General features: G+C 49.4%; 19 protein-coding genes and 1 pseudogene. 11 read left to right on the top strand and 9 right to left on the bottom strand.

Annotated features, from left to right (window positions below; translation table 11 throughout):
• The 4 genes and pseudogenes from ACTHS3_RS04005 to trmA all read left to right on the top strand — a co-directional run.
• A pseudogene (locus ACTHS3_RS04005) lies at positions 1 to 753 on the top strand (divalent metal cation transporter); the annotation flags it as partial.
• Positions 754 to 908: 155 nt separating this feature from the next.
• Complete coding sequence (gene prfA / locus ACTHS3_RS04000) at positions 909 to 1,985, top strand: peptide chain release factor 1 (protein ID WP_049344380.1); 1,077 nt, start codon at positions 909 to 911, stop codon at positions 1,983 to 1,985.
• 149 nt (positions 1,986 to 2,134) lie between these two features.
• Positions 2,135 to 3,637, top strand: a complete 1,503-nt coding sequence (pta, locus tag ACTHS3_RS03995; RefSeq protein WP_049344381.1) for a phosphate acetyltransferase — start codon at positions 2,135 to 2,137, stop codon at positions 3,635 to 3,637.
• 117 nt (positions 3,638 to 3,754) lie between these two features.
• Complete coding sequence (gene trmA / locus ACTHS3_RS03990) at positions 3,755 to 4,840, top strand: tRNA (uridine(54)-C5)-methyltransferase TrmA (protein ID WP_049335430.1); 1,086 nt, start codon at positions 3,755 to 3,757, stop codon at positions 4,838 to 4,840.
• A 69-nt stretch (positions 4,841 to 4,909) separates the two neighbouring features.
• On the opposite strand, the gene ACTHS3_RS03985 is transcribed toward trmA, so the two are convergent.
• Entirely contained in the window at positions 4,910 to 5,950 is a 1,041-nt protein-coding gene (locus ACTHS3_RS03985) for a zinc-dependent alcohol dehydrogenase family protein (RefSeq protein WP_049335428.1), read from the bottom strand.
• A gap of 162 nt (positions 5,951 to 6,112) precedes the next feature.
• On the opposite strand from ACTHS3_RS03985, the gene mutY reads away from it, so the two are divergent.
• Entirely contained in the window at positions 6,113 to 7,147 is a 1,035-nt protein-coding gene (gene mutY / locus ACTHS3_RS03980; RefSeq protein ID WP_070625895.1) for an A/G-specific adenine glycosylase, read from the top strand.
• 6 nt (positions 7,148 to 7,153) lie between these two features.
• Here mutY and ACTHS3_RS03975 read toward each other — a convergent pair whose 3' ends face one another.
• Positions 7,154 to 7,510, bottom strand: a complete 357-nt coding sequence (locus ACTHS3_RS03975; protein WP_070625897.1) for a hypothetical protein — start codon at positions 7,508 to 7,510, stop codon at positions 7,154 to 7,156.
• A gap of 3 nt (positions 7,511 to 7,513) precedes the next feature.
• A complete protein-coding gene (locus ACTHS3_RS03970) occupies positions 7,514 to 7,711 on the bottom strand; it encodes a zinc-finger domain-containing protein (RefSeq protein ID WP_003745781.1) in 198 nt (65 codons plus the stop codon).
• A 113-nt stretch (positions 7,712 to 7,824) separates the two neighbouring features.
• On the opposite strand from ACTHS3_RS03970, the gene ACTHS3_RS03965 reads away from it, so the two are divergent.
• Positions 7,825 to 8,319 (top strand): DMP19 family protein, encoded by a 495-nt coding sequence (locus tag ACTHS3_RS03965; protein ID WP_070625976.1) that lies wholly within the window; start codon positions 7,825 to 7,827, stop codon positions 8,317 to 8,319.
• A 63-nt stretch (positions 8,320 to 8,382) separates the two neighbouring features.
• Here ACTHS3_RS03965 and ACTHS3_RS03960 read toward each other — a convergent pair whose 3' ends face one another.
• Positions 8,383 to 9,156, bottom strand: coding sequence for a M48 family metallopeptidase (locus ACTHS3_RS03960; RefSeq protein WP_004519369.1), 774 nt, complete (start codon positions 9,154 to 9,156; stop codon positions 8,383 to 8,385).
• A 108-nt stretch (positions 9,157 to 9,264) separates the two neighbouring features.
• The gene (locus ACTHS3_RS03955) at positions 9,265 to 10,173 is read right to left on the bottom strand and encodes a serine hydrolase (RefSeq protein WP_371440889.1); all 909 of its coding nucleotides are present in this window, start codon (positions 10,171 to 10,173) and stop codon (positions 9,265 to 9,267) included.
• Positions 10,174 to 10,486: 313 nt separating this feature from the next.
• On the opposite strand from ACTHS3_RS03955, the gene clpX reads away from it, so the two are divergent.
• Positions 10,487 to 11,752: an ATP-dependent Clp protease ATP-binding subunit ClpX gene (clpX, locus tag ACTHS3_RS03950; protein WP_004519368.1), complete on the top strand. Its 1,266-nt coding sequence runs from the start codon at positions 10,487 to 10,489 to the stop codon at positions 11,750 to 11,752.
• Between the two features lie 208 nt (positions 11,753 to 11,960).
• On the opposite strand, the gene ACTHS3_RS03945 is transcribed toward clpX, so the two are convergent.
• On the bottom strand, positions 11,961 to 12,293 hold the full coding sequence (locus ACTHS3_RS03945; protein WP_070625899.1) for a hypothetical protein: 333 nt from the start codon (positions 12,291 to 12,293) through the stop codon (positions 11,961 to 11,963).
• Positions 12,294 to 12,723: 430 nt separating this feature from the next.
• On the opposite strand from ACTHS3_RS03945, the gene ACTHS3_RS03940 reads away from it, so the two are divergent.
• On the top strand, positions 12,724 to 14,118 hold the full coding sequence (locus ACTHS3_RS03940) for a DEAD/DEAH box helicase (protein WP_100066635.1): 1,395 nt from the start codon (positions 12,724 to 12,726) through the stop codon (positions 14,116 to 14,118).
• Between the two features lie 183 nt (positions 14,119 to 14,301).
• On the opposite strand, the gene acnB is transcribed toward ACTHS3_RS03940, so the two are convergent.
• Positions 14,302 to 16,887, bottom strand: a complete 2,586-nt coding sequence (gene acnB, locus ACTHS3_RS03935) for a bifunctional aconitate hydratase 2/2-methylisocitrate dehydratase (protein ID WP_004519365.1) — start codon at positions 16,885 to 16,887, stop codon at positions 14,302 to 14,304.
• 199 nt (positions 16,888 to 17,086) lie between these two features.
• Positions 17,087 to 18,124: a sensor histidine kinase gene (locus ACTHS3_RS03930; RefSeq protein ID WP_004519364.1), complete on the bottom strand. Its 1,038-nt coding sequence runs from the start codon at positions 18,122 to 18,124 to the stop codon at positions 17,087 to 17,089.
• 92 nt (positions 18,125 to 18,216) lie between these two features.
• Here ACTHS3_RS03930 and argH point away from each other — a divergent pair, with 92 nt between their 5' ends.
• Both argH and ACTHS3_RS03920 read left to right on the top strand, forming a co-directional pair.
• The gene (argH, locus tag ACTHS3_RS03925) at positions 18,217 to 19,596 is read left to right on the top strand and encodes an argininosuccinate lyase (protein ID WP_039861969.1); all 1,380 of its coding nucleotides are present in this window, start codon (positions 18,217 to 18,219) and stop codon (positions 19,594 to 19,596) included.
• Positions 19,597 to 19,763: 167 nt separating this feature from the next.
• Positions 19,764 to 20,288, top strand: coding sequence for a hypothetical protein (locus ACTHS3_RS03920; RefSeq protein WP_004519361.1), 525 nt, complete (start codon positions 19,764 to 19,766; stop codon positions 20,286 to 20,288).
• A 50-nt stretch (positions 20,289 to 20,338) separates the two neighbouring features.
• On the opposite strand, the gene fumC is transcribed toward ACTHS3_RS03920, so the two are convergent.
• Positions 20,339 to 21,727 carry a class II fumarate hydratase gene (fumC, locus tag ACTHS3_RS03915; RefSeq protein ID WP_004519360.1) on the bottom strand — a complete coding sequence of 463 codons (1,389 nt, stop codon included), beginning with the start codon at positions 21,725 to 21,727 and terminating at the stop codon, positions 20,339 to 20,341.
• Between the two features lie 309 nt (positions 21,728 to 22,036).
• Between fumC and ACTHS3_RS03910 the strand changes: the two genes are divergently transcribed.
• On the top strand, positions 22,037 to 23,655 hold a 1,619-nt coding region (locus ACTHS3_RS03910), incomplete at its 3' end, for a TonB-dependent receptor (RefSeq protein WP_440367214.1).

Here is a 23,655-nt window from a genome sequence, read left to right as displayed (position 1 = left end):
TCTCGCGGCATGCAGATGAAACCCGACTTTATCGAGCCTACCCCGTGGACACTGGCAGGCTTGGGCTTCCTCATCGCACTGATGGGCTGGATGCCTGCACCGATTGAAATTTCCGCCATCAACTCTTTGTGGGTTACCGAAAAACAACGCATCAACCCTTCCAGCTACCGCGACGGCATTTTCGACTTCAACGTCGGCTATATCACCAGCGCGATTTTGGCGGTCGTTTTCCTCGCCTTGGGTGCATATGTACAATACGGCAACGGAGAGGAAGTGCAAATGGCGGGCGGCAAATATGTTGGCCAACTGATTAATATGTACGCCGTGACCATCGGCGACTGGTCTCGTCCGCTGGTGGCATTTATCGCCTTCGCCTGTATGTACGGCACCACCATTACCGTAGTGGACGGCTACGCACGTGCGATTGCCGAACCGGTACGCCTGCTGCGCGGCAAAGACAAAACCGGCAATGCCGAATTGTTTGCTTGGAACGTCTGGGTTGCAGGCTCAGGCTTGGCCGTGATTTTCTGGTTCAACAGCGCAATGGCGGAACTGCTCAAATTTGCCATGATTACCGCCTTCGTTGCCGCCCCTGTATTCGCTTGGCTGAACTACCGCCTCGTTAAAGGCGACAAACGCCACAAACTGACCATGGGGATGAACTTCCTCGCCATTATTGGTTTGATTTATTTGACCGGCTTTACCGTTTTATTCCTACTGAACCAAACAGGCATCTTGGCTGCGCCTAAATAAGCCCATATAAAAAAGGCCGTCTGAAACTTAAAAACAGGTTTCAGACGGCCTTTCCAATCCATCATATCTTTTTGAATTTTCATTCAAACCCATTATAATAACGCCTTATTTCGCCGTTGCAGACCACCCGACGGCATCCGTATTTTGGAAAATTTATGAAGCCGTCTATCTTAGAAAAACTACAACAACTCAGCGACCGACTAGAAGAAGTCACACATTTGCTCGGACAGCCTGAAGCCACGTCCGATATGGACAACTACCGCAAACTCACGCGCGAACACGCCGAATTGACGCCCGTCGTCGAAGTCTTCCAAAACTATCAGCTGGCGCAAAGCGACTTGGCAGATGCCGAAGAAATGCTGTCCGACCCTGAAATGAAAGACTTTGCTGCCGAAGAAATTGAAACGGCCAAAGCCAAAATCGACAAACTCGATACCGAATTGCAAAAACTACTACTGCCAAAAGATGCCGACGACGATAAAAACATCTTTATCGAGGTACGTGCCGGTACCGGCGGCGACGAAGCTGCTCTGTTTGCAGGCGATTTGCTGCGTATGTACAGCCGCTACGCCGAGCGCAATCGCTGGCAGGTTGAAATCGTTTCCGCCAACGAAAGCGAATTGGGCGGCTATAAAGAAGTCATCGCCCGCATTATCGGCTTAGGCGCGTACAGCCGTCTGAAATTTGAATCGGGCGGCCACCGCGTGCAACGCGTCCCTGCTACCGAAAGCCAAGGCCGCATCCACACCTCCGCCTGTACCGTTGCCGTCATGCCCGAAGCGGACGAACTGGAAGACATTGAACTGAACCCCGCCGACCTGCGCATCGACACCTTCCGCGCATCCGGCGCGGGCGGTCAGCACATCAACAAAACCGACTCCGCCGTCCGCATTACCCACTTACCGACAGGCATGGTAGTCGAATGCCAAGACGGCCGCAGCCAACACGCCAACAAAGCGCAGGCGATGAAAGTCCTCGCCGCCCGCTTAAACGACGCGCAAAAACGCGAAGCCCAAGCCAAAGAAGCCGCCGAACGCAAATCCCTGATCGGCAGCGGCGACCGCAGCGAACGCATCCGCACCTACAACTACCCGCAAGGCCGCGTGACCGACCACCGCATCAACCTTACCCTGCACAAACTGGATTTTGTGATGGACGGCGATTTGGAAGAAATCACCAATGCCCTGATTGCCGAGCATCAAGCCGAGCTTTTGGCGGCAATGGGGGATTGATGGATTTGGTCCATTGCGTTTATACTTTTCAGACGGCCTGATGACATATGTCAATATAACCGTGTATATGTTATCCCAAAGTGATAAAATGCAGCACCAGCTGCACAACAGCAACACTCTTCTACAATCACCGAAAGAGAGGACACAAAATGGCAAAAATCCTGATCGCACCGGTATCTACCGGCCTGAGCGCCGATGCAGCGGCAAAAGCATTTGCAGCGGCATTGAATGCGCAAGTTTTCCAAGCCGTTGACTCCACTACAGAAACCCTGTTGGCTCAAGGCAAAAGCGACGACTGGTTCGACGCGCTTGTCGGTAAAGTTGCAGCATTGAACGCAGATAACCTCGTTATCGAAGGCATCACTCCTGATGCGGACAAATTGTTCTTGGCAGGCAAAAACGTCGAATTGGCGTTGTCTTTGGACGCAGGCGTTGTATTGGCGCTGAAATCCGACAACTCCGACGCAGCCGCCGTTGCCCAACAATTAAACCTCACCAAACAGCTCTACACCAACTCCCCGGGCTTATTGGAAGGCTTTATCATTGACGGCGCAGCCGCTGCTTTAGGCGCACAAGTTGCCGAGCAAACCGGCCTGACTTTCTTCGGCTCCAGCGACAAACTGCAAGACGTATCCGCTTTGGCCAAACGCGAAGCCAAACGCCTGTCTCCAGCCCAATTCCGTTACAACCTGATCGATTTCGCACGCAAAGCCGATATGCGCATCGTCCTGCCTGAAGGCGCAGAACCACGCACCGTCGCCGCTGCCGCTATCTGTCACGAAAAAGGCATCGCCCGTTGCGTACTGTTGGCGACCCGCGAAGAAGTTGAAGCCGTAGCGAAAGAACGCGGCATCTCCCTGCCCGATTCTTTGGAAATCATTGATCCAGCTACTTTGGTTGAACAATACGTTGAACCAATGTGCGAATTGCGCAAATCCAAAGGCCTGACTCCTGAAGATGCACGCAAACAGCTGCAAGACACCGTCGTACTGGGTACCATGATGATGGCTCAAAACGACGTAGACGGTTTGGTTTCCGGCGCAGTCCACACTACTGCCAACACCATCCGCCCTGCCCTGCAACTGATTAAAACCGCTCCGGGTGCAAGCCTTGTATCCAGCGTATTCTTCATGTTGCTGCCTAACCAAGTTTTGGCATTCGGCGACTGCGCGGTTAACCCGAACCCAACTCCGGAACAACTGGCCGACATCGCCATCCAATCTGCCGACAGCGCCAAAGCCTTCGGTATCGATCCCAAAGTGGCCATGATTTCCTACTCTACCATCAACTCAGGCAGCGGCCCTGATGTCGATGCAGTGATAGAAGCAACCAAACTGGCTAATGAAAAACGCCCTGATTTGGCCATCGAAGGCCCGTTGCAATACGATGCGGCTACCGTTCCATCTATCGGCCAATCCAAAGCTCCGGGCAGCGCTGTTGCCGGTCAAGCAACCGTTTTAGTTTTCCCAGACCTCAATACCGGCAACTGTACTTACAAAGCCGTACAACGCAGCGCCAACGTCCTGAGCGTAGGCCCGTTGTTGCAAGGTTTGCGTAAACCGGTTAACGACTTGTCCCGCGGCGCATTGATTGAAGACATCGTCTTCACCATCGCCCTGACTGCCGTTCAAGCCAAACAAATGCAAGGCTGATTGACAAGCTGATGCTTTGAAATCAAAGGCCGTCTGAAACCGATGTTTCAGACGGCCTTTCGTATATTTGCGCCAACTATATTATAATTCGCCATTATTTTCTGAAAGACTGCCCCAATGACTGCCTACCAGCAACAACTAGCCGACAAAAAGCAATATCTTCAGCAACTTTTCCAAGGACTGGATTTTCCTGAAATCGAAGTCTTTGAATCTCCGGAACAGCATTACAGAATGCGTGCCGAGTTCCGCATCTGGCATGAAGGCGGCGAAATGTTTTATGCCATGTTTGAGCGCGGGCAAAAGGCAAGTGGGGCAAGCCTGATCCGTTGCGACCAATTTCCTGCCGCGTCCAAATCCATCAATGCCTTGATGCCGAAACTGATTGAAGCCGCGTCCAATCATCCCGAACTGAAAAACCGCTGGTACGCCGTCGAATTTTTATCCACTTTAAGCGGCGAAATGCTGGTGACCATGATTTACCACAAGAAGCTGAACGACGCATGGCAACAAGCCGCGCAAGAGCTGGCGCACAATTTGGGCATTCATATCATCGGCCGCAGCCGCGGACAAAAAATCGTATTGAGCCAAGATTTTGTGACCGAAGCATTGGAAGTCAACGGCAAGACCTTCCGCTATCGTCAAATCGAGGGCAGCTTTACCCAACCCAATGCCCAAGTGTGCCAAAAAATGCTGACTTGGGCGTGTGATGCCGCGCAAAACTTAGGCAAAGACCTGCTTGAGCTGTACTGCGGTAACGGCAATTTCACCCTGCCGCTTTCGCAACATTTCAATCAGGTGCTGGCAACCGAAGTTTCCAAAACTTCCGTCAACGCCGCCCAATGGAATATTGAAGCCAACCAAATTACCAATCTCAAAATCGCTCGTCTGTCTGCGGAAGAATTTACCGAGGCCTACACGCAAAACCGTGAATTCCGCCGCCTGCAAGAACAAGGCGTCGACTTGAAAAACTATGATTTTTCAACCATTTTCGTTGATCCTCCACGCGCTGGTGTTGATGATGAGACGCTCAAATTAGTTGCCCAATTCGACAACGTCCTCTATATTTCCTGCAATCCTGAGACCCTGCGCACCAACCTCGACACGCTCTGTCAAACCCATACCATCGAACGCGCCGCCCTGTTCGACCAATTCCCATTTACCCACCATATCGAAAGCGGCGTTTGGTTGAAGAAGAAAAAATAAAACCATACAAAAAGGCCGTCTGAATGTTCAGACGGCCTTTAATTAACGGCATATTAAGTGATTTTCAAATCAATCCGCTTCCAAAACCACTTTCATGGCTTGGTTTTCAGCAGCGTGTTTGAATACATCGTAAGCTTTTTCCAATTCGCTGAATTTGAAATGGTGGGTCATCATCTTGGTGTAATCCACTGAGCTGCTGGAAATGGCTTTCATCAGCATTTCGGTAGTATTGGCGTTAACCAGGCCGGTAGTAATGGCAAGGTTTTTAATCCACAGTTTTTCCAGTTTGAAATCAACGGATTGACCATGTACACCAACCACAGCAATATGGCCACCAGGTTTCACGATGTCTTGACACATATTCCAAGTCGCAGGGATACCGACTGCTTCGATGGCACAATCTACACCGTCTTCGCCGACGATAGCGGCAACTTGTTTGCTCACATCGCCGGAAGCAGGGTTGATGGTATGGGTTGCGCCCAATTCTTTCGCCAGTTTCAAGCGGTTTTCGTCCATATCGCAAACAATGATGGCGGCAGGGCTATACAGTTGCGCAGTCAGCAATGCAGACATACCGACAGGGCCGGCACCAGCGATGAATACGGTATCGCCGGGTTTCACATCACCGTATTGCACGCCGATTTCGTGGGCGGTCGGCAAAGCATCGCTCAACAGCAAGGCAACTTCTTCGTTGACGTTGTCAGGCAGCGGAACCAAGCTGTTGTCGGCATAAGGCGTACGGACGTATTCAGCCTGGGTACCGTCAATCATATAGCCCAAGATCCAACCGCCGTTGCGGCAGTGTGAATAAAGTTGGATTTTACAGTTGTCGCAAGTACAGCATTTGCTGACACATGAAATAATGACTTTATCACCGACTTTGATGTTTTTTACAGCATCGCCGACTTCTTCTACAATACCGATGCCCTCATGACCGAGAATACGACCGTCGGCAACTTCAGGGTTTTTCCCCTTCCAAATACCCAAGTCAGTACCGCAAATCGTGGTTTTAACGATTTTGACGACTGCATCGGTCGGATCGATAATTTGAGGGCGGGGCTTTTCTTCAAAACGGATGTCGTTTGCGCCGTGATAAACCATTGCTTTCATGTGAATCTCCTTGAGCGGTTAATAAACTTTAACAATACAGCGTAAATCCACGTTAACTATATTTATATACCCCTCCGCCAGATAAGTCAATCCTGATTATTATTTTGTATATTATAGTGTAACATGCTGTTTTAAAAATAAATAATTAAAAAGAAAATATTAATGAACACACCCACATCCTTCGCGCGACGACTCATTGATTGGCAACGGCAACACGGCCGTCACGACTTGCCTTGGCAGGTCAAAGACCCCTATTCCGTCTGGCTTTCAGAAATCATGCTCCAACAAACGCAGGTTGCTACCGTATTGGACTACTATCCGCGTTTCTTAACCAAATTCCCAACCGTGCAATCGCTTGCCGCTGCGCCGCAAGACGAGGTTTTATCCTTGTGGGCAGGCTTGGGCTATTACAGCCGCGCACGCAACCTGCACAAAGCCGCGCAACAAGTCGTCGGACAATTCGGCGGCATCTTTCCTTCCGAGCGCAAGGACTTGGAAACACTCTGCGGCGTAGGCAGAAGTACCGCTGCCGCCATTTCTGCCTTTGCTTTCAACCGACGAGAAACCATCTTGGACGGCAACGTCAAACGCGTTCTCTGCCGTGTCTTTGCCCAAGACGGCAATCCGCAAGATAAGAAATTTGAAAACTCGCTTTGGACGCTTGCCGAAAGCCTGCTGCCGTCTGAAAACACTGATATGCCTGCCTACACGCAAGGCTTGATGGATTTGGGCGCAACCGTCTGCAAACGGACAAAACCTTTGTGTCATCAATGTCCTATGGCAGACATCTGCGAAGCAAAAAAACAAAACCGCATTGACGAACTGCCTCGCAAAAAAACTGCTCCCGAAGTGCAAACCCTACCGCTTTACTGGCTGATTATTCATAACACTGACGGCGCATTATTGCTTGAAAAACGCCCTGCCAAAGGCATTTGGGGCGGTCTGTATTGCGTACCCTGTTTTGAAAAATTAGACGATTTGTATGCTTACGCCAAACGCTTCGGCATTGTTTCAGACGGCCTTGAAGAACAAACCACGTTTACCCACCGCCTGACCCACCGCTTATTGATGATTACCCCTTTTCAGACGCAACAAAGGCCGTCTGAACATCTTTCAGACGGCCTTTGGGTATCATTGGAACATTTGGCGGATTATGGTTTGCCCAAACCTTTAATCAAGTATTTGGCAAAAGGCTAAACCGCCCTATTCCACAATCTCTTTAAATACAACTTCTTTCCCACCGCGAATCAATACGGCGAAACCATCGCCAATTTGCCAACGCGAGCTTGGATTGGCGTACTCGACACCCTGACTCCGCAAGCGGACTTGCGCCAGTTTCTCAACCGTATTGCCTTCACGCAGCTCAACCATCATCGGGCTGTGGCTGTTGATATAAATTGCAGTAATCGTCCGACCTTGTACGGATTGATAACGGACAGAATACGTCTGCGCCTGTGCAATGACCGGTAAAGGCGCGTCAGGGCGCACGGCCTTATACGAACCGCACGCAGCACACAAACTCAGGCACAAAGCGCAGATGACTTTGTTCAACATAGGCATAGATCAGTAATGGTGATGCGGAATCTCGCCATCAAGACGGTAATAAGTGCCGCAATACGGGCATTCAATCTCACTGTTGGACTGAATCGGCAGGAACACACGCGGATGGCCGTTCCATGTTTCATGATTAGGGCCGGAGCAATGCAGCGGCAAATCCTGCGGCTTGATGACTACAACGTTTTTTTCAGACTGTGTACTCATGGTTTGGTTCCTTACTATGTTTTCTTATCTTCCGATATTGTAAAGCAAAACGGCCACTAGGTTCAGACTGAAAACATTATATAATCACTTTTTTCAGACGGCCTTTGATGATGATGACTACCCCGCTCTGCCTTCAAGATTTCGATACTTCCGATTCCGCTTCATTTCTTTATACACTCAGCGCAGCCTATTTGGATCACACCGAACAGGCAGGCGATGAGGAAATGTCCGGCCTCAACGACGAACAGCATACATTGACCGCCCTTTGCTACCTCGACAGCCAAATTCAAGAAGGCGGCTTCGTACAGCTTATCGCTTCAGGATACGGAGAATACATCTTTGGCAATCCGGTTGCCGACAGCCTGCGCCGCTGGCGCATCAAACCGATACCGAAAATCTTAGACAAAGCCAAAGCCTTGTACGAAAAACACGGCGAAGCCATTGAAAAAATGGCAGATGAGCAAAGGGATTTCGACGAAATCCGCAAAGCTTTTCCCGATTTTGAAGAGCTTGACAGCGATTATTATGACGTTGCCGACGAAGACTTGGAAACCGCGGCAGCCTACGTTCAGGCAAATTGGGATAAATTTGCCAAACTGTCAGGCTGAAACCATAAAACTTTGCCGGTTTGAATCATCTGTTCAAACCGGCAAAATCATCAATACATCGAATTAACGTTTGTTTTTCTGATAAATCGGCATTACTTCAGGCAACATTTTGCGGATTGCATTGATACGCGCCTGATTGGTCGGGTGGGTCGACAAAATAGACAATGAGCTGCCGCCATGTACTTTGTTCATTTTTTCCCACACGCTTACCGCAGCCTCAGGGTTGTAGCCTGCTTCAGCCATCAAACGCACACCGCCGGCATCCGCTTCGCTTTCCTGATGGCGTGAGAACGGTTTGGTTGCCAACAAATCTGCTCCCAAGCCAACCAAATCACCATCTACACCGGTTGAGCTGGCCAAAATCGAACCACCCAAGCCGGTCAATACTTGCCCGCCCAAAGCTTTTTTACTGTGCTCCAACAGAGCATGGGTCATTTCATGGCCGACAACGGCGGCAATTTCAGCATCCGTCAGCTTCAATTTTTCTACTATGCCGGTGTACACGGCCATTTTACCTCCCGGCATTGCCCATGCATTCATTTCATCACTGCGGATAACGTTCATCTGCCAATTGAAAGGCACACCGGTTTTGTTAGCGCGCTCAGCATGAGGACGCAGACGTGCAAACACACGTTGAACACGTTGAGCAGTTGGAGAGGAAACATCCAAAGCTTTTTGACCACGCGCTTTTTGAATGACTTGTGAATAACTTTTAGCCGCGTCTTCATTTAAAGTCGCAGTATCGTAGCCAACCATATCCGCTACAGAAGTACAGCCGGTCAACGCCAAAATCACGCCCATGCCGGCCCAATATTTTTTATTCCATTTTTTCAACATGTTTTCTCTCTGTGTTTTTAAGTTAATGTAACGACATTGTACCCAAATTTAATACACTTTACACAAAAGGCCGTCTGAACGGTTTCAGACGGCCTTTAAGCGTAATATTTAAGAACGGCGCTGCAGCATCCAAGACTCAATCTTACGCGCATCGTTCACGCGGGTTGTGGAAGACGGAGAGTTGAGCAACACAATGGTAATCGGCTGATTCTGCACATTGGCCTTAACCACCATAGAACGTCCTGCTTCACGAATATAGCCTGTTTTCTGCAATTCAATATTCCAGCTGCCCTCACGCACCAAGGCATTGGAGTTTTTGTAGTTTTGACGACCGTTTGCCGTCCAAACCGAGCCGTAATTTGAAGTCGAATTTTTACGGATCAGCGGATATTTGCTGGCTGCCGCAACCATGCGGTTCAAATCACGCGCAGTTGAAACGTTTTGGAAATTCAAACCGGTAGGCTCATAGAAACGGCTGCTGGTCATACCCAGGCTTTGCGCTTTGGCATTCATTGCCGCAACAAACGCGCTCATACCGCCCGGATAAGTACGGCCCAATGCATGAGTGGCACGGTTCTCACTGCTCATCAGGCTCAAATGCAACAATTCGCCGCGTGTCAGCGTCGTGCCGATGCTCAAGCGGCTGCCCGTACCTTTCAGACGGTCGATTTCAGCCTCGGTAATCGTGATCGGCTCGTTCATATCCAGATGCGCATCCAAAACCACCATTGCACTCATCAATTTGGAAATAGAAGCAATCGGCATGACACGATCAGGGTTTTTCTGATACAGCACTTCACCGGTTTTATTATTGAAAATCAAAGCAGATTGCGAAGAAAGCAGAGGACCGGCCAAAGCGGCTTGAGCTTCGACTTGGTCGGCATGACTCAACGCAAAAGCTTCCATCGGGTCATTTTGCACTGGGAAATTTTGCTCCAAAAATTGTCCCAATACATCCATATCATCGGCAACGGCAGGCGCGGAAGCAAAAGCCAATGCCACACCTGTCCATACCATTCCTAAAGTTTTATAGAATTTCATATCTGCCAATTCAAAAAAATACATTTAATTCAACATTCTGTTAAATTTTTCGCTAATTGTAAAGCGAGTTGAGAAAACTTTGCGTTTGTTTGCGAGATATTCAAATCCAGCGCCCTCATCTGTTTCTTAGACGATACGGCGCAATGCCTGCTCTGATTTGAAAAAACACAAGATAGTCATTATACTTAGGCTCCCTTGTCAGAGGCATTCCCTCAATCCGGCAATACGCCCGAAATATCTGTTCCCCCTTTACAACACAGCCTCCATACAACCATACGAAGAAATTATTATGTCTGAAGAAAAACGCACCTGTTCATTTTGCGGGAAGTCCGAAAACGACGTTAAAAATCTGATCGAAGGCGAACACGCCTTCATCTGCAACGAATGTGTAGAAACTTGCGGCATGATGCTGCAAGACAACGAATCCGGCGAAATTGAAAACGAGCTTGCCAAAGCAAAAGAAGAAAACACCGAGAAAAAACTGCCTACCCCGGCCGAAATCGTTGCCAACCTCAACGACCACGTTATCGGTCAGGAACACGCAAAAAAAGCGTTGGCAGTATCGGTTTACAACCACTACAAACGCCTGCGCCATCCAAAAGCAGAGGGCAAGGTTGAATTGTCCAAATCCAACATCCTGCTCATCGGCCCTACCGGCTCAGGTAAAACCTTGTTGGCGCAATCTTTGGCGCGCAAACTGGATGTACCTTTTGTCATGGCGGATGCCACAACTTTAACCGAAGCCGGTTATGTCGGTGAAGACGTCGAACAAATCATCACCAAACTTTTGGGTAAATGTGATTTTGACGTTGAAAAAGCCCAGCGCGGCATCGTTTATATCGATGAAATCGATAAAATTTCACGCAAAAGCGACAATCCGTCCATTACGCGCGACGTATCTGGCGAAGGCGTGCAACAAGCCTTGCTGAAACTGATTGAAGGCACGGTAGCCAGCGTTCCCCCTCAAGGCGGCCGCAAACATCCGAACCAAGAATTCATCAACGTTGATACCACCAACATCCTCTTTATTTGTGGTGGCGCATTTGCCGGCTTGGAAAAAGTCATCCGTCAACGTACTGAAAAAGGCGGTATCGGCTTTGGTGCGGCGGTGCACAGTAAAGATGAAAACGCCGATATTTCAGCTCTGTTTGAGACAGTCGAGCCTGAAGATTTGATTAAATTCGGTTTAATTCCCGAGCTTATCGGCCGTCTGCCCGTGATTGCTACATTGGCAGAATTGGACGAAGATGCTTTAGTCAACATTTTGACCGAGCCGAAAAATGCCTTGGTCAAACAATATCAAACCTTGTTTGAAATGGAAGATGTCGGCCTTGAGTTTGAAGAAGATGCTTTGCGCAGCATCGCCAAACTAGCAATGGAACGCAAAACAGGTGCGCGCGGCCTGCGCTCTATCGTCGAACGTTGCCTCTTAGACACCATGTACACTCTACCAGATTTGAAAGACGTAGCAAAAGTCGTCATCAATAAAGAGGTCGTGGAAAAAGGCGAACAGCCAAAACTTTTCCGTGAAGACGGCAGCGAATATAAGCAATAAGGTTTATTCTCCGAAAAAGACGTGTACCCGTTACACGTCTTTTTTATTTTCTTAATAAAACCAAAACCATATTTCCTAATAATGCCCTTATACATAAAAAAACAAAGGCCGTCTGAAACATATTCAGACGACCTTTGTTTTCAAGTTGCTCTAAGTCTGTCTTCATCCGGAGTATTGATGAGAGTGACTTCCTTGAATTTTATGAAGCTTATTTTTTTGCTTTCTTAACAGCTTTTTTAGCAGGAGCAGCTTTGGCAGCAGGCTCAGAAGCCGCAGCTTCAGGAGCAGCAGTTTCAGGAGCAGCTACTGGCTCAGATGCAGCAGGTTCGGAGGCAGCTGATTCAGCGGTACGTTGATAGCCTTTGTCTTTCATGCAGGCATCAAACACAGCTCGGTCAGCATTTTCACCAGATGCTTGTTGACATTGAGTCATTGCTTCTTCAACAGTGATGCGTGGCGCTGCCGCTTCTTCAGGTTTGGAAGAAGAACAAGCTGCCAACATCAGGCTACCGGTTGCAAGAGCGATCAATAAAGTTTTCATAATTGTATATTCCTAAATTTTGATTTTATGGTTTACCGTTAAACGGGAGAAACAGGCTACAAAACAAGCTCTGCACCTCAATATTGAGTACGTGAGTACAATTTAGTTTCATTTTAGCCGGTAAGTTTTTGATAAATTAATTCTATTAAAGTTAAGACAAATGCTTAATCTTCAATAAACTCAAAACCTTGCAAGCCAGTAAATTTTTCTGTTTTTGAACTGTAAAAATATCAAAACTTGGTCAATCCTAGCCGCAACCATCATTTGGGGAGTCCCTCTTTTTATGGCATAATGGGCTACTTGACGGATTATTCCGCTCCCCATTTTTTTCAAACCGCAGAATCAAAATCATACTGCGGTTTATCCATTTCAGAATCAGATTTTTCAGACGGCCTCACCATTCAAAAGGCCGTCTGAACAGAAAGCCACCATCATGAATCCTTTCTCTTCACTCGGTTTAGGCAGCGAATTAGTCTCTGCCCTGACCGATCAAGGGTATGAAAACCCGACGCCTATCCAAGCCGCAGCGATTCCTAAAGCCTTGGCAGGACACGATCTTTTGGCCGCAGCACAAACCGGCACAGGTAAAACCGCCGCCTTTATGCTGCCCAGCCTCGAACGCCTGAAACGCTACGCCACATCCAGCACCTCCCCTGCCATGCACCCTGTCCGCATGTTGGTATTGACCCCGACCCGCGAACTGGCCGATCAAATCGATCAAAACGTGCAGGCATACATTAAGAATCTTCCTTTACGCCATACCGTCCTCTTTGGCGGCGTCAATATGGACAAACAAACTGCCGACTTGCGCGCCGGTTGCGAAATCGTTGTCGCTACGGTTGGCCGACTGCTCGACCACGTTAAACAAAAAAACATCAATTTAAACAAAGTTGAAATCGTCGTACTCGACGAAGCCGACCGTATGCTTGATATGGGTTTCATCGACGATATCCGTAAAATCATGCAGATGTTGCCCAAACAGCGACAAACCCTGCTTTTCTCCGCCACTTTCTCACCGCCTATCCGCAAGCTTGCGCAAGATTTTATGCACACGCCCGAAATGGTTGAAGTGGCTGCGCAAAATACCACCAACGCCAATGTCGAGCAACACATCATTGCCGTTGATGCACTCAAAAAGCGCAACCTGCTCGAACGTCTGATTGTTGATTTGCATATGAATCAAGTCATTGTATTCTGCAAAACCAAACAAAGCGTCGATCAAGTTACCCGCGACCTCGTCCGCCGCAACATTGCCGCTCAATCCATCCACGGCGACAAATCCCAACAAAGCCGACTGGAAACCCTCAACGCCTTTAAAGAAGGTACATTACGCGTTTTGGTTGCCACCGACGTTGCCGCACGCGGTTTGGATATTGCCGAGTTGCCTTTTGTCATCAACTACGAGCTGCCAACCCAACCTGAAGACTACGTCCACCGCATCGGACGCACCGGCCGGGCCGGTGCCGACGGCGTTGCCATTTCCTTGATGGATAAAACCGAACAGAAAATGTTTGAATCCATTAAAGAGCTGACCGGCAGCGATTTGAATGTGGAACGCATCGAAGGCTTTGAGCCGTATTGGTGGGGCAACGACAATCAAGATGAAGCTGAAGCACAACCGGTTCAGCACAACGACAGCCGCTCTCGCCGCGAAGATAGAAACAAACGCAACGAATACGCGAATAAATCAGATAAAAGCTCAAAAAAAGCAGAAGAGAAAAACGATCCGGGTATTGTCTGCGGCAAAATTGCCGGCAGAACACGCCGCAGCCGTCACGAGCGTCAGCCTTGCGCCCTGCTCCAACCTGGTTTTGGCGTAAAGTAAACAACGCTGATTAATCGGTTTTCTGATTATTTATCCTAAGCAAAGGCCGTCTGAAACTTATCTTTCAGACGGCCTTTTATTAAACTAAAAATAAAAAGGACGTGATGAACACGCCCTTTATTTTTCCGTTTCAGACGGCCTTTATTATTTAAGGCCGTCTGAAAATCGGTTTACCTTGCTATATTAAACATTCACTTTCTCGGCTACTTCGTTGTAGCTGTCGATTTCATTGAAGTTCATGTAGCGGTAGATTTGGTCGCCCTGCTCGTTAATGATGCCGATATTGGCTTGGTATTCTTCAACAGTCGGGATTTTACCCAGTTTGGAGCAGATTGCCGCCAACTCAGCCGAGCCGAGGTAAACAAAGGTGTTTTTACCCAAGCGGTTCGGGAAGTTACGGGTAGAAGTGGACATTACAGTCGCACCTTCGTGTACTTGCGCTTGGTTACCCATACACAATGAGCAACCCGGCATTTCCATACGCGCGCCTGCACGGCCGAGTACACCGTAGTGACCTTCGTCAGACAACTCTTTCGCATCCATTTTGGTCGGCGGTGCCATCCACAGACGTACCGGGATGTCGCTCTTGCCTTCCAAGAGTTTGGAGGCGGCGCGGAAGTGGCCGATGTTGGTCATACAAGAACCGATGAACACTTCGTCGATTTTGGTGCCGGAGCGTTCAGACATGAAGCACACGTCGTCAGGGTCGTTCGGGCAAGCAATAATCGGCTCTTTAATGTCGTCCATGTTGATTTCAATCACGGCGGCGTATTCGGCATCTTTATCCGCTTCGAGCAATTCAGGATTTGCCAACCATGCTTCCATGGCTTTGATACGGCGTTCCAAAGTGCGTGAATCTTGATAGCCGTCGGCAATCATGTTTTTCATCAACACAATATTGGATTTCATGTACTCGATAATCGGCTCTTTGTTGAGCTTCACGGTACAGCCAGCAGCAGAGCGTTCGGCAGACGCGTCAGTCAATTCAAAGGCTTGTTCCACTTTCAAATCAGGCAGGCCTTCGATTTCGAGGATGCGGCCGGAGAAGATGTTTTTCTTACCGGCTTTGGCAACAGTCAGCAAACCTTGTTTAATCGCGTACAACGGAATTGCATTTACCAAGTCACGCAGGGTGACGCCCGGTTGCAGTTTGCCGCTGAAGCGTACCAATACAGACTCAGGCATATCAAGCGGCATTACGCCCGTGGCTGCTGCGAAAGCAACCAAGCCCGAACCTGCAGGGAAAGAAATACCGATAGGGAAACGGGTGTGGCTATCGCCGCCTGTACCGACTGTATCAGGCAACAGCAGACGGTTGAGCCATGAGTGAATCACGCCATCACCCGGACGCAGGGATACACCGCCACGGGTAGAGATGAAAGCAGGCAATTCTTTATGAGTTCTCACATCGACAGGTTTTGGATAAGCCGCGGTGTGACAGAAAGACTGCATCACCATATCTGCTGAGAAGCCCAAGCAAGCCAGGTCTTTCAATTCGTCGCGAGTCATCGGGCCGGTAGTATCTTGCGAGCCGACAGTAGTCATGCGTGGTTCGCAGTAAGTACCCGGACGCACGCCTTTGCCTTCCGGCAAACCGCAGGCGCGACCAACCATTTTTTGAGCCAATGTGAAACCGGCTTTGCTTTCAGCTGGCGCTTGAGGCAGACGGAACTCGGTAGAAGCAGGCAATTTCAGTGCTTCGCGCGCTTTGGCAGTCAAACCGCGACCGATAATCAGGTTAATACGGCCACCGGCTTGCACTTCGTCCAGCAATACTTGTGATTTCAATTCAAACTCGGCAACAATCTCGCCGTTTTTCACGATTTTGCCTTCATAAGGCAGGATATCGACGACATCGCCCATTTTCAGAGCAGATACATCGACTTCAATCGGCAATGCGCCGGAGTCTTCTTGAGTATTGAAGAAAATAGGAGCAATTTTGCCACCCAAGCACACACCGCCGAAACGCTTATTCGGTACGAACGGAATATCTTCGCCTGTATGCCAAATCACGGAGTTGGTAGCAGATTTACGTGAAGAACCGGTACCGACCACGTCGCCAACGTAAGCAACCGGATGGCCTTTGGCTTTGAGTTCTTCCAACAATTTAATCGGACCGACTTCGCCCGGTTTGTCAGGATTGATGCCGTCGCGCGGGTTTTTCAACATAGCCAGCGCGTGCAGAGGGATATCAGGACGGCTCCATGCATCAGGTGCAGGAGAGAGGTCGTCTGTATTGGTTTCACCGTCGACTTTGAAGACGGTAACAGTGATTTTTTCTGGAACTTTGGCACGAGAAGTGAACCATTCGGCATCTGCCCAAGATTGCAATACTTCTTGCGCGTATTTGTTGCCTTTTTCGGCTTTTTCTTGAACATCGTGGAAAGAGTCAAACATCAACAGAGTGTGTTTCAGACCATTTGCAGCGATAGGCGCAAGTTTGTCGTTGTCCAAGAGTTCGATGAGTGCATGAATGTTGTAACCGCCAAGCATAGTACCCAACAGCTCGGTAGCATACTCAGGGGAAATCAGCGGACTGGATGCGCTGCCTTCGGCAACGGCAGCCAAAAATGAGGCTTTAACTTTGGCGGCATCGTCCACACCGGGTGGTACGCGGTGAGCCAACAGCTCAACCAAGAACTCACCTTCACCGGCAGGTGGATTTTTCAGCAGCTCAACCAAATCAGCAGTCTGCTGAGCAGTCAGAGGAAGGGCGGGAATACCAAGGGCGGCGCGCTCGGCGGCGGCTTTACGATAGGCTTCTAACATCTCTTTGTTCCTTTTTCTGTTTTTTCTTCTGGACAATTGCAAATGATTTGCAATTAAGGATTGTAAACAATCCTTTTAAGTATCATAGACCAGTTTTCAAAAAATGGGAACAGTTATGTTACTAAGTGTAATAAATTTAAACTATTTTATTTAATGTGTTAATAGTCTAATTATCTAAAGCTGCCCTATTCTAGGCGTTTTAGCCAAACAGACGGGAAACTTCGGCTGATTTTTTACGGTACGGCAATATGATTTCAACGCGGAACAGGCCGTCTGATTGGATATATCTGATTTTCGCGTCGGTGTCATACATCAAAGTCAGGCGCTCTTTCAGATTGCGCAAGGCCATAGAATTACCTTTATGCGGCTTGGTATTTTCGTTGGGTTCCGTTCCGCACGGATTTTCGATACTGATGAAAATAGATGATTTTTCCAATTTTGTTAATACCGTAATTATCCCTGGACGGTGGATAGATTCGACACCATGGAATACGGCATTTTCCAAAAGCGGTTGCAACAACAGATGCGGTGTTTCCGCATCATCAGGCGCATGGTGCTGCCACATGACCTGTACGCGCATATGTCCCATGCGGATTTGCTCGATGGCAATATATTCCTGCGCCCACTCGATTTCCTGTCCTAAGGTACTGTTTTGACTACCGTCGCGCAGTTGTGCGCGGAACAAGTTGGCCAAATTTTCCAGCAAAGTCTCCGCGTCATACGGACGCAGACGGATTAAGCTGATGGCGGCATTCAAGCTGTTAAACAAGAAATGCGGACGGATACGCGCTGTCAACGCGCTCAGTCTGGCTTCGGAAATGGAAGGCGCAAGGCTATTGCGACGGGCTGCTTCGATGTACATGAAACTGAAACAAAAAAAGGTCAGCAAGAAGAAGTGTTGAATCAGCAGCCAAATTTCCGTCTTCAAAATCACTAGATCGACAAACAAGAAAATCAGCAGGTTGGAGACGTAGGAAACCACAACGCTGTACTGCGAGCGAAGCAGGGAAGGCGCAAATGCCTGTAAGAAATAGACCTTGAGTAAAATTAAGAGGATGACGGGGCAAGCCCATGAAAAATGTTGGAAAATCTGTTCCGGATAAGGCACACCCGATACCGTCATCAACGGAAAGATAAACAAACTGATTAATAAAACAATAAGCAGGCGCACCAAAGTTGCGGAATTGCGCAAATCCGGCACTGCGAAATTCTGGTTTATTTGACGTATAATAGACATGATTTCAACCGTTTTCTTTCATAATGTATAGACGGGTCTGCTATATTGAAGACGTAGACCCTGTTTTTTATTTATATTTTAAGGATGCTGATATGAGCAAGGACAAAACCTGGTCAGGCCGTTTTAACGAACCTGTTTCCGAGCTGGTCAAAAAATATACCGGCTCGATTGATTTTGACAAACGGCTGGCAGAATGGGACATCCAAGGCTCGCTGGCACACGCGCAAATGCTGACACAGTCGGGCGTTTTGAGCGAAGACGACCTCTTTGCCATCCGTCAGGGCATGGCCGAGATTATAGCAGAAATCAAGGAAGGAACGATTTCCTGGTCGCTGGATTTGGAAGATGTCCACATGAACATCGAACGCCGCCTCACCGACAAAATCGGCGATGCCGGCAAACGCCTGCACACCGGCCGCAGCCGCAACGACCAAGTCGCTACCGACATCCGCCTGTGGCTGCGCGACCAGATTACCGTCATTCAAGACCTGATTCAAAACCTTCAGACGGCCTTGGTTGATTTGGCGGAACAAAACGCCGAAACCGTCATGCCCGGCTTTACCCACCTGCAAGTTGCCCAGCCGGTCAGCTTCGGGCATCACATGCTCGCCTACGTTGAAATGCTCGGCCGCGATTTCGAGCGCATGGTCGACTGCCGCAAACGCGTCAACCGTATGCCGCTCGGCGCCGCAGCCCTTGCCGGTACCACCTACCCGATTCAACGCGAAATTACCGCCGAGCTGCTGGGATTTGAGCAAATCTGCCAAAACTCACTCGATGCCGTATCTGACCGCGATTTTGCCATTGAGTTCACGGCCGCCGCTTCTCTGATTATGGTCCACCTGAGCCGCCTTTCCGAAGAATTGATTTTGTGGATGAGCCCGCGTTTCGGCTTTATCGACATTGCCGACCGTTTCTGCACCGGCTCGTCCATCATGCCGCAAAAGAAAAACCCCGACGTACCCGAACTCGTGCGCGGTAAATCCGGTCGCGTGATTGGCCACCTGATCGGCCTGGTTACCCTGATGAAATCTCAACCTTTGGCATATAACAAAGATAATCAGGAAGACAAAGAGCCTTTGTTTGATACTGCCGATACGCTTATCGACACCCTGCGCATTTACGCCGACATGATGCGCGGCGTAACCGTCAAACCCGACAACATGCGCGCCGCCGTAATGCAGGGTTTTGCAACTGCTACCGATTTGGCGGATTACTTGGTGAAAAAAGGCATGCCTTTCCGCGACAGCCACGAAGTTGTTGCCCAAGCCGTGCGCCATGCCGATGAAGCTGGCGTTGATTTGAGCGAATTGCCGCTTGAAGTCTTGCAAGGTTTCAGCGGTTTGATTACCAACGACGTTTACAGCGTGCTAACACCCGAAGGCAGCTTAAACGCGCGCAACCACTTGGGCGGCACCGCGCCTGAACAAGTCCGTTTCCAAATTAAACGCTGGCGTGAATTGTTGGCTTAAACCCATCTAAATACATAATAAAAGGCCGTCTGAAAATTTTCAGACGGCCTTTTGATTACCCGTGTTACACTCAACCGCACAATAAAAACAGATAAACCTAAACTTACCTTCAAACGAGAAAACACGCCTCCTGACTTTGCCGCCATCTTCAAACAAAAGGAGCAAGGATGAAAAACATTGTCTTAAAATTGGTTATGATCTGCCTATGCTGCGGATGCTATGCCGTATTCGTTGCCTGGGAAAATGGCGGATTCAGCCAGCTCCATGATTTTCAAGCAATAGAGAGCAACGGCATGAGCGTATACCTTCATCAAATCTCCGCCGCCACCATGCAGGCTGAAAAAAACGAGCTGTCGATTTTGCAAAACAACCAAAACAGCTTAGCCTCTTGCGTCGGCATTGAATCTTTATGCGAACACGCCAAGCCGGGCATCTGGGTTGAACATGCCAAATTCTTACAGCATAAGGACACGGGCAAATTATTGGTACTTTCGTTGGACTATTTAGAAAACAGTGACACCGCAAAAACCCTACACAACCGCTATTCTGCATCGCTCCTACCCCAAGCAGATAGAAAGGATGCGTGGCATTACGCCTGGCGTACATTTTTGAGCTCAATAATATTTCTAATGGTCGTCAATCTGACGCCAATGATTTTTGCCCTATTCGAAGAAAAGACAAGCGCAGCATAAAAACATGCCGTCTGAAAACATTTTCAGACGGCATGTTTCATTATTAAAGCTTAACGCGGATGAACCATATCGGCAGGAACGACCAATTCGTCAAACTCTTCGCCTGTCAACAAGCCCAATTCGATGGCGGTTTCGCGCAACGATTTGTCGTTTTTATAGGCGGTTTTGGCGACTTTGGCGGCGTTTTCGTAGCCGATTTTGCGGTTTAACGCAGTAACCAACATCAGAGAATGGTGCAAGAAATAATCGATTTTTTCCGGTACGGGTTCGATGCCGACGGCGCAGTTTTCGTTGAAGCTGTTGCACGCATCGCCCAACAGGCGGATGGATTGCAAGAGGTTGTAAGCGATAACGGGCATATAGACGTTCAGCTCGAAGTTGCCCGATGCGCCTGCCATGCCGATGGTGACGTCGTTGCCGAACACTTGGCAGCACACCATGGTCATTGCTTCGCATTGGGTCGGGTTGACTTTGCCCGGCATGATGGACGAACCCGGCTCGTTTTCGGGGATTTTGATTTCGCCCAAACCGCAGCGCGGGCCGCTTGCCAGCCAACGGATGTCGTTGGCGATTTTGTTCAGGCTTGCCGCCAGCGTTTTCAATGCGCCCGAAGCGGCAACGGCGGCATCGCGTCCGCCCAAGGCTTCAAATTTGTTCGGCGCGCTGACAAATGGCAGGCCGGACAGTTCGGCGAGTTTGGCGGCGGCTTTTTCGGCGTATTCGGGATGGCTGTTTAAGCCCGTGCCGACCGCCGTGCCGCCCAAAGCGAGTTCATACAAGTCTTTAAGCGCATCGTTCAGACGGCCTAAACCGTGATCGAGCTGGGAAACGTAGCCGGAAAATTCTTGTCCCAAAGTCAGCGGCGTCGCGTCCTGCAAATGGGTGCGGCCGATTTTGACGATAGGGGCGAATTCTTTGGCTTTTTTGTCCAATGTATCGCGCAGGGCTTTTACCGCCGGAATAAGGTGGCGGTTGATTTCAATCGCGGCGGCAACGTGGATGGCGGTCGGGAACGCATCGTTGGTCGATTGCGCGTGGTTCACATGGTCGTTGGGATGGACGGGCTGGTACGCTGCCAAACCCGTACCAGCGATTTCGTTGGCGCGGTTCGCCAGCACTTCGTTCATGTTCATATTGGACTGCGTGCCGGAGCCGGTCTGCCACACTACCAATGGGAACTGCCCGTCAAGCTTGCCGTTCAACACATCATCTGCCGCCTGCGTAATCAAATCTGCCTGTTCGGGCTTAATCCTGCCGAGGGAAACATTGGTGGCGGCTGCGGCTTTTTTTACCAGCGCCAAAGCATAAATCAACGGCTGCGGCAGGGTTTCGCCGCCGATTTTGAAATTGTTGCGGCTGCGCTGGGTCTGCGCGCCCCAATAGGCTTCGGACGGGACTTCGACATTGCCCATGGTGTCGTGTTCGGTACGGGTACTCATGCGTTTCTCCTATATTTAAACAGAAATAATAATGATTCTTAAATTTATTATACCCAGCAAAAGGCCGTCTGAAAAGAGAGGGGTTTTCAGACGGCCTTTTGCTTTATTACCCTGAAATATTAATAGTAGACAAAACCCGATTTCGGAGCAAATACAACCTGCGCCGCCACTCCCCTCTTCTAAAAATTCTCCTTCTTGCCGATTTGTATTTTGCGCTAGGTGTTTATCGACAATAAATACCTTATCGTTTCTTTACTTTGCTTCTCTCTAAGAGCATAATAAATAAAAATGATTATCAGGATATAGATCATGAAACAAAACCATTTGATTTGCTTGTTAATGAGCAGTTTTGCCGCCGCAAACGGCTTTGCCGAAACCTTGGCAGACCCAGACGAAATCCAGCCTGTCAAAACCTTCTCCCCTCCCAAACCGATTGCACCAACCGCCGCACAAGGCTATTTCCCCGAAAACCAATTCGACCGCACCGACCGCAGCGATCATTACTTTGTTACCGAAAACATAGACCAAGCCTTCCGTCCGCTGAAAGCAAACAGCGGCTTCTACGGCAAAAGTTTTTACAATTCCGTTACCGCGCAAGCGCGTGGAGCAAAAGTGTACGGCGTGGTCAACCTCAATCACACCAAGGCCAACGGCTATAAAGACGGCGACAGCAATCAGACCGATTGGAAATATAGCCGTTTTAATCAAGCTTTGGTACTCGGTTTCGTGCCGTCTGAAAATCAGGAATACCGCCTCACCTACCTACACGACGACATCAACAACGACCGCCAACCGCAGTTCGTCAACGACGCATTGGATACCGAACGCCACATCGCCAAACTCAACGCGCGTTGGGGCAATGCCGATTTGAGCAATACGGTCAGCGCGGAAGCAGGCATCATCAAACTCAAACGCCATGCCGACAATTACTCCCTGCGCCAAAACAATACGCCGCAGCAAGTATTCGTAGAGCTTGACCGCAAAGTGTACGACTTCTCGCTCAAACACGATGCGAACTTCGGCAAATTCCACAACACCGCCGCCGTTAGCTACCGCAACGACAGCCAAAACGGCGAGCGCAACGCCCACACCGCCATGCGCGATTTCCTCAACGGCTACCGTTTCGCCGATGTACACCTCGACCGCTGGCGCATTGCCGATACCTTGTCTTACAAGTTTGACGACCGACACAAACTGGGCTTGGGTTTGAGCTACGAAATCAACAAAGCGGACGTACGCAAAAATACGGCGCAACCCGCCCATCCGATGAACCGCAACCTTGCCTTCGCCTCATCGCAGCAAATCTGGAAAACCCATTACGGCTACGACTTCAACGGCAAAGTGCGCCGTCATGCCTTTTCAGGTGAACTCAAATACGATTTTACGCCGTCTGAAACGCAAAAATACGGCGTTTCCCTTGCTCACTTAGAACGCATCGGCGACAACACCGAACGCTTCAACTCGCTTGCCGCCATCGTGCAAAACCGTATGAACGGCATGCTGATGAACCAAAACCCAGCCGCCGCCATCGCAGGCAATCCCCTGCTGAAAACCGAAAAACACAACCGCATCAAGCTCACCGCCGACAGCCGCAACGACTACTACAACGGCTATATGAACTCGTTGGCAGGCGCAGGCTGGAACGTGGGCGGCACACTTGTGGCGGACAAAGTCAAAGACCTGATTATTTTTGACCGCGCACACGGACAAAGCGGCACGGCTTCCAAAGGCAGCGGCATCATCACACGCAACGTGGATGCACGATTGTTTACCGCGCAAGCCTACGCGCGTTACAACTTCAATCCGCATTGGGCGGCAGGCATCAAAGCCACCTACAACTACGGACACAATGAAACCGACGGCAGGCCGCTCTATCAAATCCGTCCGTTTGAAGCCGCCGTCCAAGCCGACTACAAAAACTACTTTGC

This window comes from Neisseria sp. P0009.S007 (genome assembly GCF_051962515.1).
Note: the sequence above shows the minus strand (reverse complement) of the source record. Positions and strands in the feature narration are given on the sequence as shown.